We start from the raw sequence: 13,589 nt of genomic DNA, 5'->3' as shown, positions 1-13,589 counted from the left end.
GCTTTAAACATACCTGATAACGTTTAAGCGGTAACGGTGTCCCGAAACGAACCCGTTTCGGGACAATTTCCGAAGTCTGTTCACTGGCATTAGCAACGGAAAAAATTGTTCTGAAAGCACTTCAGAGCAAAACAGGTGCGGTTCCACAGGACAACCGTTTTAGGGGGATAATATGGCTACATCCGTACAGACAGGTAAAGCTAAGCAGCTAACATTACTCGGGTTCTTCGCCATCACGGCGTCGATGGTAATGGCTGTTTATGAATACCCTACCTTCGCAACATCTGGCTTTTCATTGGTCTTCTTCCTGCTCTTAGGCGGGATTTTATGGTTTATTCCCGTTGGTCTTTGTGCTGCGGAAATGGCTACCGTGGACGGCTGGGAAGAAGGTGGTGTGTTCGCCTGGGTATCAAATACCCTGGGGCCGAAATGGGGATTCGCTGCAATCTCATTTGGCTATCTGCAAATCGCTATTGGCTTTATTCCAATGCTCTATTTCGTGTTAGGGGCGCTGTCCTACATTCTGAAATGGCCAGCACTGAATGAAGAGCCGGTAACGAAAACTATCGCGGCGCTGATTATTCTTTGGGCGCTGGCATTAACTCAGTTTGGCGGTACTAAATATACTGCGCGAATTGCGAAAGTGGGTTTCTTCGCGGGTATTCTACTGCCTGCATTTATTTTGATTGCATTAGCAGCGATTTATCTGCACTCCGGAGCACCGGTTGCTATCGAAATGGATGCCAAAACCTTCTTCCCTGATTTCTCGAAAGTTGGCACTTTGGTTGTGTTTGTTGCCTTCATTTTGAGTTATATGGGGGTAGAAGCTTCCGCGACCCACGTTAATGAAATGAGCAACCCCGGGCGCGACTATCCGCTGGCAATGTTACTGCTGATGGTAGCAGCGATTTGCTTAAGTTCAGTAGGCGGTTTGTCCATTGCGATGGTGATTCCGGGTAATGAAATCAACCTGTCCGCAGGTGTAATGCAAACATTCACCGTGCTGATGTCTCATGTGGCACCGGAAATTGAGTGGACGGTTCGCGTTATCTCTGCTCTGCTGCTGCTGGGTGTTCTGGCGGAAATCGCCTCATGGATTGTTGGCCCTTCTCGTGGGATGTATGTCACCGCGCAGAAAAATCTACTGCCCGCCGCGTTCGCTAAAATGAACAAAAATGGTGTGCCGGTAACTCTGGTAATTTCCCAGCTGGTGATTACCTCTATCGCGTTGATCATCCTCACCAACACCGGTGGTGGTAACAACATGTCCTTCCTGATCGCACTGGCGCTGACGGTGGTGATTTATCTGTGTGCTTATTTCATGCTGTTTATTGGCTACATTGTGTTGGTTCTTAAACATCCTGACTTAAAACGCACATTTAATATCCCTGGTGGTAAAGGGGTGAAACTGGTCGTGGCTATTGTCGGTCTGCTGACTTCAATTATGGCGTTTATTGTTTCCTTCCTGCCGCCGGATAACATCCAGGGTGACTCTACCGATATGTATGTCGAATTACTGGTCGTTAGTTTCCTGGTGGTACTTGCCCTGCCCTTTATTCTCTATGCCATTCATGACCGTAAAGGCAAAGCGAATACAGGTGTTACACTGGAGCCAATTAACAGCCAGAACGCGCCGAAAGGTCACTTCTTCCTGCATCCACGTGCTCGTTCACCGCACTATATTGTGATGAACGATAAGAAACACTAACCGTGTCAGAGTGGTAATAACACAAGGGAGCGAAAATTAATCGCTCCCTTTTGCGTACTTATTGCCGTATTGACTTGCCCCAGATAAGTACGAGAATAAGCGCACATCTGTTTACCGGAAATAAGCATATATGGATATCTGCTCCCGAACTGTGAAATCCGCGATTAAAAGGCCAGCGGCACTGGTTGCACTGGCTCTTTTACTGTGTAGTTGTAAAAGCACGCCTCCAGATTCAATGACGACACCACCAGCAGGCTCAAAACCACCAGCGACCGTACAACAATCATCGCAACCTATGCGCGGTATCTGGTTGGCCACGGTGTCCCGCCTCGACTGGCCCCCCGTCTCCTCGGTTAACATCAGCAACCCCACCAGCCGGGTTCGCGTGCAACAGCAGGCGATGATCGACAAACTGGAAAACTTGCAACGACTGGGAATTAACACGGTCTTTTTCCAGGTGAAGCCCGACGGCACTGCCCTTTGGCCGTCGAAGATTTTGCCATGGTCCGATCTAATGACCGGCAAAATTGGTGAATATCCTGGTTACGATCCGCTGCAATTTATTCTCGACGAAGCCCATAAGCGTGGGATGAAAGTACATGCCTGGTTTAATCCCTACCGCGTGTCGGTTAATACGAAGCCCGGAACTATCAGGGAACTGAATAGCACCCTGTCTCAACAACCGGCCAGTGTCTATGTTCAACATCGCGACTGGATCAGGACGTCAGGTGACCGTTTTGTTCTCGACCCAGGGATCCCTGAAGTTCAGGACTGGATCACATCGATAGTTGCTGAAGTGGTTTCTCGTTATCCGGTAGATGGCGTGCAGTTTGACGACTATTTTTATACTGAATCGCCGGATTCACGGCTTAACGATAACGAGACATACCGCAAATACGGTGGTGCATTTGCGTCAAAAGCTGACTGGCGGCGCAACAATACCCAGCAGTTAATTGCTAAGGTGTCGCACACCATTAAAAGCATTAAGCCGGAAGTCGAATTTGGTGTAAGCCCTGCGGGCGTCTGGCGCAATCGCTCACACGATCCGCTCGGTTCTGATACGCGCGGGGCCGCAGCTTATGATGAATCCTACGCAGACACTCGTCGTTGGGTCGAACAAGGCTTACTGGATTATATAGCCCCGCAAATTTACTGGCCGTTCTCGCGTAGCGCCGCGCGTTATGACGTGCTGGCAAAATGGTGGGCAGATGTCGTCAAACCAACCAAAACCCGTCTTTATATTGGTATCGCCTTCTATAAAGTCGGCGAACCTTCAAAGATAGAGCCAGACTGGATGGTTAACGGCGGCGTGCCAGAACTGAAAAAGCAGCTCGATCTTAACGACGCCGTGCCAGAAATTAGCGGCACGATTTTGTTCCGCGAAGACTATCTGAACAAACCGCAAACTCAACAGGCAGTTAGCTATCTGCAAAGCCGCTGGGGAAGCTAAACGCCCTTTCTTACTTTGTGACACTGCCGGTGCTTTAAACACCGGCTTGTCATCAACAAAACACACTCAACTAATAATCAAATCAGCTTAAGTCGAATTGTTATAATTCCCCTGATAAAAACGTATGAATATGAAAAACCATACGATATTAACCATCACCGAAAAATAATTACGATAGGCTATACTCTTCAGAAGACCAGTAGCGTAGATTAAAACTGTCATAAGTCACTTATTTCGTTTCAGTATATCTTCATATTTCAGGAGAATATGGTGCCATAAACCTGTCCAAACGAGTTGCGTTTCGTTTTTCAATTCCGTCTGCCTTTCCAGCCGTATAAGGGTATGAATTATGGAGATGTATTTTAAAAGAATGAAAGATGAGTGGACCGGATTAGTTGCCCAGGTCGACCCCCTCATTCGTAACAAAGCGGCAGAAATTGCCGTAACGCATGCTCATTACTTAAGTGTTGAGTTTTATCGAATTGTACGCACTGACCCGCATGCCGAAGAGTTTTTGAGTAACGAACAGGTCGAAAGGCAACTTAAAAGTGCGATGGAAACGTGGATTATCAATGTGCTCTCTGCGCAAACGGACGATGTTGAAAGACTTATACAAATCCAACATACCGTAGCCGAAGTCCATGCTCGTATTGGCATTCCGGTAGAAATTGTCGAGATGGGTTTTCGCGTGCTGAAAAAAATCCTCTACCCGGTAATATTTTCCTCTGATTATTCACCTTCTGAAAAACTTCAGGTTTATCACTTTTCGATTAACAGTATCGACATAGCCATGGAAGTGATGACCAGAGCATTTACCTTTAGCGACAGTAGCGCGGCTAAAGAAGACGAGAACTATCGTATCTTCTCATTACTGGAAAACGCCGAAGAAGAAAAAGAACGACAAATAGCCTCATTACTTTCATGGGAAATAGATATTATTTATAAAGTCCTGTTGGATTCTGATTTAGGCAGCAGCTTACCGTTAAGCCAGGCTGATTTTGGCCTGTGGTTTAACCATAAAGGTCGCCATTATTTTAGTGGCATTGCTGAAGTTGGTCATATCTCTCGTCTTATTCAGGATTTCGACGGGATTTTTCATCAGGCAATGCTCAATGCCAAAAATTTGAGTAACAAAAGTCTGCGCGTGAAGTTTTTATTACAGATACGAAATACTGTATCGCAAATTATCACCTTACTGCGTGAACTCTTTGAAGAAGTCTCGCGTCATGAAGTAGGTATGGATGTACTGACGAAATTACTTAACCGCCGTTTCTTGCCGACTATCTTCAAACGTGAAATTGCCCATGCCAATCGGGCCGGTACACCATTGTCTGTTCTGATCATCGATGTAGATAAATTCAAAGAGATCAACGATACATGGGGACATAACACAGGCGATGAGATTTTACGTAAAGTCTCACAGGCGTTTTACGACAACGTACGTAGCAGTGACTATGTTTTTCGCTACGGTGGCGATGAATTTATCATAGTGCTGACTGAAGCTTCAGAAAATGACACTTTGCGTACCGCAGAGCGGATCCGCAGCCGGGTGGAAAAAACCAAACTGAAAGCCGCAAACGGCGAAGACATCACCCTTTCTTTGTCCATTGGCGCTGCCATGTTTAATGGGCATCCTGATTATGAACGTTTAATTCAAATAGCCGATGAAGCTCTGTATATCGCGAAAAGACGAGGTAGAAACCGTGTTGAACTCTGGAAAGCCAGTCTTTAGATGCTCCCGGATGCAGAGGTAATCATGAAGCTAACCGATGCAGAAAATGCCGCCGACGGCATTTTTTTTCCCGCCCTTGAGCAAAATATGATGGGCGCGGTGTTAATTAACGAAAATGACGAAGTAATGTTTTTTAATCCTGCGGCGGAGAAGCTCTGGGGGTATAAACGCGAAGAGGTGATAGGCAATAACATTGATATGCTGATTCCCCATAATTTGCGCCCTGCGCATCCAGAATATATTCGCCATAACCGTGAAGGCGGTAAAGCGCGGGTCGAAGGTATGAGCCGGGAATTGCAGCTGGAGAAAAAAGACGGCAGTAAAATCTGGACCCGTTTCGCGCTATCCAAAGTCACTGCTGAAGGGAAAATTTATTACCTGGCGCTGGTACGTGATGCCAGCGTAGAAATGGCACAGAAAGAACAGACCCGGCAGTTAATTATTGCCGTTGACCATCTCGACCGCCCGGTCATTGTGCTGGACCCGGAACGCCATATCGTGCAGTGCAATCGCGCGTTTACTGAAATGTTTGGTTACTGCATCAGCGAAGCCAGCGGTATGCAGCCCGATACTTTGCTTAACATCCCTGAATACCCGGCAGATAATCGTATTCGCTTACAGCAACTGCTATGGAAAACAGCGCGTGATCAGGATGAATTTCTGTTGTTAACGCGCACGGGGGAAAAAATCTGGATCAAAGCTTCTATTAGCCCAGTTTATGATGTGCTGGCTAATCTGCAAAACCTGGTGATGACCTTCTCCGATATCACCGAAGAACGACAAATTCGTGAGCTTGAAGGCAATATTCTCGCCGCGATGTGTAGCAGCCCGCCATTTCATGAAATGGGCGAAATCATCTGCCGGAATATTGAATCCATTCTTCATGAATCCCATGTCTCGTTGTATGCATTGCGTAATGGTATGCCGGTGCATTGGGCGTCATCCTCTCATGGGACGGAAGTAAAGAATGCGCAAAGTTGGTCAGTCACCATTCGCCAGCGCGATGGCGCGCCTGCCGGGATTCTGAAAATCAAAACAGCGTCCGGGGCGGTAACCAGCGCGTTTATCGAACGAGTGGCGGATATCAGCCAGCATATGGCCGCCCTGGCGCTGGAACAGGAAAAAAGTCGCCAGCATATCGAGCAGCTCATTCAGTTTGATCCGATGACCGGTTTGCCAAACCGCAATAACCTGCACAATTATCTCGATGGCCTGGTAGAAAATGCCGTCTCTCCGGTGGTGTATCTTATTGGCATTGACCATATTCAGGATGTCATCGACAGTCTGGGCTATGCGTGGGCCGATCAGGCATTGCTGGAAGTGGTCAATCGCTTTCGCGAAAAGGTCAAACCTGACCAGTATCTCTGTCGTATTGAAGGTACACAGTTTGTCCTCATCAGCCCGGAAAACGACGTCAGTATCATTACCCAAATAGCTGATGAACTTCGTAACGTCGTCAATAAACCGGTCATGATTGACGATAAACCATTCCCGCTAACTTTAAGCATTGGTATCAGTTACGACATTGGTAAAAACCGGGACTACCTGCTTTCGACTGCCCACAATGCGATGGATTTTATTCGCAAAAACGGCGGTAACGGCTGGCAATTCTTTAGCCCGATAATGAACGAAATGGTGAAAGAGCGTCTGATTCTCGGTGCGGCGCTGAAAGAAGCTATCAGCAACAACAAACTAAAACTGGTTTATCAGCCGCAGATCTTTGCGGAAACCGGTGAGCTGTATGGTATCGAAGCCCTCGCTCGCTGGTATGACCCACAGCATGGTCATGTTCCTCCTTCACGATTTATCCCCCTTGCTGAAGAGATTGGTGAAATCGAAAACATTGGTCGCTGGGTTATTGCTGAAGCCTGCCGCCAGCTAGCAGAATGGCGTAGCCAGAATATTCATATCCCGGCTTTATCCGTTAACTTGTCTGCGCTGCACTTTCGCAGCAATCAGCTACCCAATCAGGTGTCTGATGCAATGCAAGCCTGGGGTATTGACGGCCACCAGCTGACGGTGGAAATCACGGAAAGCATGATGATGGAACACGATACCGAAATCTTTAAGCGCATACAGATCCTGCGCGATATGGGCGTAGGTTTATCTGTCGATGATTTCGGCACTGGCTTTTCTGGTTTATCCCGTTTAGTCAGTCTTCCGGTAACGGAAATCAAAATTGACAAAAGCTTTGTCGATCGTTGCCTGACCGAAAAACGCATCCGTGCCTTACTTGAAGCCATTACCAGCATTGGGCAAAGCCTCAATTTAACCGTCGTGGCGGAAGGCGTCGAAACCAAAGAACAATTTGAGATGCTACGCAAGATCCACTGTCGCGTTATTCAGGGATATTTCTTTTCCCGCCCCCTGCCCGCCGAAGAAATTCCAGGCTGGATGAGCAGCGTGTTACCGCTGAAAATCTGACAATTTTCTCTCGCCCGCACTCGCGGGGTTTAATTTGACGTGACACTGTCACTTAAATACTGTGATTTCCGCTACGATTCCTGGAGATTCCTCCTTTAAGTCCCCCTCTTGCACCAAAACTACACTACGCTGCACAAATGTTGATCAAAAGTTAAAAAATATAACTTTAAGCCAGCATTATGGCGCTTATCCCGGCATGGCATGAGATCTGCATAAGCGGAAAGCGCAGCAATTTTTGTCTTATACAGGAACCGTTTATGTCGGATACCACCGAGCTGGTTGATTTAGCCGTTATCTTCCCTGAGCTGGAGATCGATTTGAAATACGCCTGTAGCGATAACATCACAGGCAAGCCGATTTATCAGCAAGCGCGTTGCCTGTTACACAAGGATGCGATTACCGCGCTGGCGAAAAGCATCAGTATCGCCCAACTGTCAGGCTTACAACTGGTGATTTACGACGCGTATCGCCCACAACAAGCACAGGCAATGTTGTGGCAAGCCTGCCCTGACCCGCAATATGTCGTTGATGTGGCCGTAGGCTCCAATCACAGCCGTGGCACGGCAATTGACCTGACGCTTCGTGATGAGCATGGTTTCATTCTGGATATGGGGGCCGGATTCGATGAAATGCACGAGCGCTCCCATGCCTGGCACCCTTCCGTACCGCCCGCAGCCCAGCGTAATCGCCTGTTGCTGAATGCGATTATGACTGGCGGTGGCTTTATTGGTATCTCCAGCGAATGGTGGCACTTCGAATTACCGCAGGCTGCAAGTTACCCGCTGCTCGCTGACCAGTTCGCCTGTTTTGCATCTCCTACTACACAGCACGCTAGTTAATCAGGAAACTGTCATGAAAAGATCGATATCATTTCGCCCTACACTGATCGCAATCGTCCTTGCCGCCACACTGCCGGTTGCTCACGCCGCCGTACCAAAAGATATGCTGGTGATTGGTAAGGCCGCCGACCCACAAACCCTCGACCCGGCGGTGACGATTGATAATAACGACTGGACCGTAACCTACCCATCTTATCAGCGACTGATACAGTACAAAACGGACGGTGATAAAGGCTCAACCGACGTTGAAGGCGATCTGGCAAGTAGCTGGAAAGCGTCTGATAATCAAAAAGAGTGGACGTTCACCCTGAAGGACAACGCTAAATTTGCCGATGGCACGCCGGTCACTGCCGAAGCTGTAAAACTCTCTTTTGAGCGGTTGCTGAAAATCGGCCAGGGGCCAGCGGAAGCATTTCCCAAAGATTTAAAAATTGACGCTCCTGACGAACATACGGTGAAGTTTACCCTTAGCCAACCATTCGCACCGTTCCTGTACACCCTGGCGAATGACGGTGCATCCATTATCAATCCGGCGGTCTTAAAGGAACACGCTGCGGATCATGCCCGCGGTTTCCTCGCGCAAAACACCGCCGGTTCCGGACCGTTTATGCTGAAAAGCTGGCAAAAAGGTCAGCAATTAGTTCTGGTGCCAAATCCGCATTACCCCGGCAATAAACCGAACTTCAAACGGGTATCGGTAAAAATTATTGGTGAAAGTGCCTCCCGTCGCCTGCAGCTCTCCCGTGGCGACATTGACATTGCCGATGCGCTGCCCGTGGATCAACTCAACGCACTGAAGCAGGAAAATAAAGTCAACGTGGCGGAATATCCGTCACTGCGCGTCACCTATCTGTATCTGAATAACAGCAAAGCGCCACTTAACCAGGCGGATCTGCGTCGGGCCATTTCCTGGTCTACCGATTATCAGGGCATGGTTAACGGCATTCTTAGTGGTAACGGGAAACAAATGCGCGGCCCGATTCCCGAAGGCATGTGGGGATACGATGCGACGGCAATGCAATACAACCATGACGAAACGAAAGCCAAAGCCGAATGGGATAAAGTAGCGAGCAAACCCACCAGCCTGACGTTTCTCTATTCCGATAACGACCCGAACTGGGAACCGATCGCCCTGGCGACACAATCCAGTCTCAACAAGCTGGGCATCAATGTGAAGCTGGAAAAACTGGCAAACGCCACCATGCGCGACAGAGTGGGTAAAGGTGATTACGACATTGCGATTGGCAACTGGAGTCCGGATTTTGCCGACCCGTATATGTTTATGAATTACTGGTTTGAGTCAGACAAAAAAGGTCTGCCGGGTAACCGCTCGTTCTATGAAAACAGCGAGGTCGATAAGTTACTGCGCAATGCACTCGCGACCACCGACCAGATGCAGCGTACCCGGGACTACCAGCAGGCACAGAAAATCGTCATTGATGACGCTGCTTATGTGTATCTGTTCCAGAAAAACTACCAACTGGCGATGAACAAAGAAGTGAAAGGCTTCGTGTTTAATCCCATGCTGGAACAGGTCTTCAATATCAATACCATGAGTAAATAACGTGACCTTCTGGAGTATTTTACGCCAACGCTGCTGGGGGCTGGTGCTCGTGGTGGCGGGCGTCTGCGTGATTACGTTTATTATCTCGCACCTGATCCCCGGCGATCCGGCGCGGTTGCTGGCAGGCGACCGGGCCAGCGATGCTATCGTGGAAAATATTCGCCAACAACTGGGGCTCGACCAGCCGCTATACGTGCAGTTTTACCACTACGTCAGCGATCTGTTTCATGGTGACCTGGGAACATCCATTCGTACCGGGCGTCCGGTGCTTGAAGAGTTGCGCATATTTTTCCCGGCGACGCTGGAACTGGCAGTTTGCGCCCTGCTGCTGGCACTCCTGATTGGCATCCCGCTGGGCATACTCTCTGCCGTCTGGCGAAATCGCTGGTTGGATCATCTGGTGCGACTAATGGCAATTACCGGAATCTCCACACCTGCGTTCTGGCTTGGGCTGGGCGTCATTGTGCTGTTTTATGGTCATCTGCAAATTCTTCCAGGTGGCGGAAGGCTTGATGACTGGCTGGATCCGCCAACACATGTAACCGGCTTTTATCTGCTCGATGCGCTGCTTGAAGGAAACGGTGAAGTCTTCTTCAATGCGCTGCAACATCTCATCTTACCGGCGTTAACCCTGGCGTTCGTTCACCTGGGAATTGTCGCCCGACAAATTCGCTCGGCGATGCTGGAACAATTGAGTGAAGACTACATTCGTACCGCCCGGGCCAGCGGCTTGCCCGGCTGGTATATCGTTTTATGTTATGCGCTACCCAATGCGTTGATCCCCTCGATTACCGTTTTGGGGCTGGCGCTGGGTGATTTGCTGTATGGCGCCGTGCTCACCGAAACCGTTTTTGCCTGGCCCGGAATGGGCGCCTGGGTAGTGACATCAATACAGGCGCTCGACTTCCCGGCTGTGATGGGCTTTGCGGTCGTGGTTTCGTTTGCTTATGTGCTGGTGAACCTGGTGGTGGATTTGCTCTATTTGTGGATTGATCCGCGTATCGGACGCGGAGGTGATGAATGATGCTAAGCGAGGAAACACCCGTAGTACGTCCGCAAAAACGAACGAGATTTAACCTTGCAAAACTGTTATGGATGCTGAAAGGCAGTCCGCTTACCGTGACCGGCGCAGTCATCATTGTATTAGTGTTACTGATGATGGTTTTATCACCATGGCTGGCGACGCATGATCCCAACGCCATTGATTTAACTACCCGCCTTTTGCCGCCTTCTGCGGCGCACTGGTTTGGCACCGATGAAGTGGGACGCGATCTGTTTAGCCGCGTACTGGTCGGTAGCCAGCAATCTGTTCTCGCCGGATTAGTGGTGGTCGCTATTGCTGGCATTATTGGTTCGCTGCTCGGCTGTCTTTCAGGCGTGCTGGGCGGGCGCGCAGACGCCATCATCATGCGCATTATGGACATTATGCTGTCGATTCCTTCGCTGGTACTGACGATGGCGCTGGCTGCCGCTCTCGGGCCGAGTTTGTTTAACGCCATGCTGGCGATTGCTATTGTGCGTATCCCGTTTTATGTACGCCTGGCGCGGGGGCAAACATTAGTTGTCCGCCAGTACACTTACGTTCAGGCGGCGAAAACCTTTGGCGCGTCACGCTGGCATCTGATCAACTGGCATATTTTACGTAACTCCCTGCCGCCGCTGATTGTGCAGGCATCGCTGGATATTGGTAGCGCGATTTTAATGGCCGCCACGTTGGGATTTATTGGTCTGGGTGCTCAACAACCGAGTGCTGAATGGGGCGCGATGGTGGCGAATGGTCGCAACTATGTACTCGATCAGTGGTGGTATTGTGCATTTCCGGGGGCAGCGATTTTGATTACTGCCGTCGGGTTTAATCTCTTTGGCGATGGTATTCGCGATCTGCTTGACCCGAAAGCAGGAGGAAAGCAGTCATGACCCAACCCGTTCTGGATATTCAACAACTGCATCTGAGTTTCCCCGGTTTTAACGGCGACGTTCACGCGCTCAACAATGTGTCATTGCAAATCAACCGCGGGGAGATTGTCGGTCTGGTGGGAGAATCCGGCTCAGGTAAATCAGTCACCGCAATGTTGATTATGCGACTACTGCCGGTAGGCAGTTATCGCGTGCATCAAGGCCAGATTTTACTGCTGGGAGAAGATGTTCTTAACGCTGGGGAAAAACAGCTTCGTCAGTGGCGTGGTTCTCGGGTAGCGATGATTTTTCAGGAACCGATGACCGCCCTCAATCCGACACGTCGAATAGGTCTTCAGATGATGGACGTGATCCGTCATCATCAACCATTAAGTCGTCGGGAAGCCAGAACTAAAGCGATTGCTTTGCTAGAAGAGATGCAAATCCCGGATGCGGCAGAAGTGATGTCGCGCTATCCGTTTGAACTTTCAGGTGGTATGCGCCAGCGGGTAATGATTGCGCTGGCATTCTCCTGCGAGCCGCAATTGATTATTGCCGACGAACCGACCACGGCGCTGGACGTCACTGTACAGTTGCAGGTATTGCGCCTGCTTAAACATAAAGCCCGCGCCAGCGGAACTGCGGTGCTGTTCATTAGCCATGATATGGCCGTGGTGTCGCAACTGTGCGATAGCGTCTATGTGATGTATGCCGGAAGCGTAATTGAAAGCGGCGTGACGGCAGACGTTATCCATTTTCCCCGGCATCCGTACGCCATTGGTTTGCTGCAATGCGCACCGGAACATGGAATACCGCGTCAGCCCTTACCCGCCATCCCAGGGACGGTGCCAAATCTCACCCGTTTGCCTGACGGCTGTGCTTTCCGCGATCGTTGCTATGCGGCAGGTGCACAGTGCGAAAACGTCCCGGCGCTGACAGCGTGTGGTGACAACAACCACCGCTGCGCCTGTTGGTATCCGCAGCAGGAGGTCATCAGTGTCTGACACGTTATTAACGTTACGCGACGTCCATATCGATTTCCCTGCCCGCAAAAACTGGCTTGGCAGAACTACCGAGTTTGTTCATGCCATTAATGGCATAGACTTGCAGATCCGCCGTGGTGAAACCTTAGGGATCGTCGGAGAATCCGGCTGTGGCAAAAGTACCCTTGCGCAGTTGCTGATGGGTATGCTGCAACCGAGCCACGGGCAGTGCACTCGTTCAGGATCACAGCGCAAAATGCAGATGGTATTTCAGGACCCGCTCTCTTCTCTCAATCCTCGCTTACCGGTGTGGCGCATCATCACGGAACCGGTATGGATTGCAAACCGCGGTAGTGAGCTACAGCGGCGGGCGCTGGCAGAGGAACTGGCTGTACAGGTGGGGATTCGACCGGAGTATCTCGACCGCCTGCCTCATGCGTTCTCCGGCGGGCAGCGACAACGCATCGCCATTGCCAGAGCACTCTCTTCGCAACCGGATGTGATGGTGCTTGATGAACCCACCTCGGCGCTGGATATCTCCGTGCAGGCGCAGATCCTCAATTTGCTGGTAGCGCTACAGGAAAATCGCGGGCTGACCTATGTGCTGATTTCACACAATGTCTCAGTGATTCGTCATATGAGCGATCGGGTGGCGGTGATGTATCTCGGGCAGATTGTGGAACTGGGCGACGCTCAGCAGGTGCTCTCTACTCCGGCACATCCGTACACCCGATTATTGCTGGATTCCCTCCCCGCCATTGATAAGCCGCTGGAGGAAGAATGGGCATTGCGTAAAACAGAACTACCAGGAAACCGCACGCTGCCACAGGGCTGTTTTTTCCGCGAACGCTGCCCTCTGGCAACCAGTGGATGTGAAGTCCAGCAATCATTAACGACGCGGGCTGACGGACGTGAGATCAGGTGCTGGCGGGCGCTGTAGAGATGCTAACAACGCATCAGGCAATCACGCGCCTGACGCGTCATCCGGCAACG

General features: G+C 50.1%; 10 protein-coding genes. All 10 read left to right on the top strand.

Going from position 1 to position 13,589, the window contains the following annotated elements; all coding sequences use genetic code 11:
- Nucleotides 1–172: 172 nt before the first annotated feature.
- The 10 genes from gadC (at nt 173) to FEK50_RS03085 (ending at nt 13,536) form a co-directional block, all read left to right on the top strand.
- On the top strand, nt 173–1,708 hold the full coding sequence (gadC, locus tag FEK50_RS03130; RefSeq protein WP_130210471.1) for an acid resistance gamma-aminobutyrate antiporter GadC: 1,536 nt from the start codon (nt 173–175) through the stop codon (nt 1,706–1,708).
- Nucleotides 1,709–1,838: 130 nt separating this feature from the next.
- Entirely contained in the window at nt 1,839–3,158 is a 1,320-nt protein-coding gene (locus FEK50_RS03125) for a glycoside hydrolase family 10 protein (protein ID WP_131162621.1), read from the top strand.
- Between the two features lie 349 nt (nt 3,159–3,507).
- Nucleotides 3,508–4,890, top strand: coding sequence for a diguanylate cyclase DosC (gene dosC / locus FEK50_RS03120; RefSeq protein WP_130217557.1), 1,383 nt, complete (start codon nt 3,508–3,510; stop codon nt 4,888–4,890).
- Between the two features lie 24 nt (nt 4,891–4,914).
- A complete protein-coding gene (dosP, locus tag FEK50_RS03115; RefSeq protein ID WP_130210477.1) occupies nt 4,915–7,314 on the top strand; it encodes an oxygen-sensing cyclic-di-GMP phosphodiesterase DosP in 2,400 nt (799 codons plus the stop codon).
- Between the two features lie 257 nt (nt 7,315–7,571).
- The gene (ddpX, locus tag FEK50_RS03110) at nt 7,572–8,153 is read left to right on the top strand and encodes a D-alanyl-D-alanine dipeptidase (RefSeq protein ID WP_130210479.1); all 582 of its coding nucleotides are present in this window, start codon (nt 7,572–7,574) and stop codon (nt 8,151–8,153) included.
- Between the two features lie 13 nt (nt 8,154–8,166).
- On the top strand, nt 8,167–9,717 hold the full coding sequence (locus FEK50_RS03105) for an ABC transporter substrate-binding protein (RefSeq protein ID WP_131162620.1): 1,551 nt from the start codon (nt 8,167–8,169) through the stop codon (nt 9,715–9,717).
- A gap of 1 nt (nt 9,718) precedes the next feature.
- Nucleotides 9,719–10,741 (top strand): ABC transporter permease, encoded by a 1,023-nt coding sequence (locus tag FEK50_RS03100; RefSeq protein ID WP_131162619.1) that lies wholly within the window; start codon nt 9,719–9,721, stop codon nt 10,739–10,741.
- On the top strand, nt 10,738–11,634 hold the full coding sequence (ddpC, locus tag FEK50_RS03095) for a D,D-dipeptide ABC transporter permease (RefSeq protein ID WP_130210485.1): 897 nt from the start codon (nt 10,738–10,740) through the stop codon (nt 11,632–11,634). Before FEK50_RS03100 ends, ddpC begins: the two co-directional genes overlap by 4 nt.
- A complete protein-coding gene (locus FEK50_RS03090; RefSeq protein WP_131162618.1) occupies nt 11,631–12,617 on the top strand; it encodes an ABC transporter ATP-binding protein in 987 nt (328 codons plus the stop codon). Before ddpC ends, FEK50_RS03090 begins: the two co-directional genes overlap by 4 nt.
- Nucleotides 12,610–13,536 (top strand): ABC transporter ATP-binding protein, encoded by a 927-nt coding sequence (locus FEK50_RS03085; protein ID WP_131162617.1) that lies wholly within the window; start codon nt 12,610–12,612, stop codon nt 13,534–13,536. The genes FEK50_RS03090 and FEK50_RS03085 overlap by 8 nt, the downstream gene beginning before the upstream one ends.
- The last annotated feature ends 53 nt before the right edge of the window (nt 13,537–13,589 follow it).

This window comes from Escherichia sp. E2586, from assembly GCF_005781105.1.
Classification (GTDB): Bacteria; Pseudomonadota; Gammaproteobacteria; order Enterobacterales; family Enterobacteriaceae; genus Escherichia.
The sequence above is the reverse complement of the archived record's forward strand: the minus strand, read 5'-3'. Positions and strand labels throughout refer to the sequence as shown.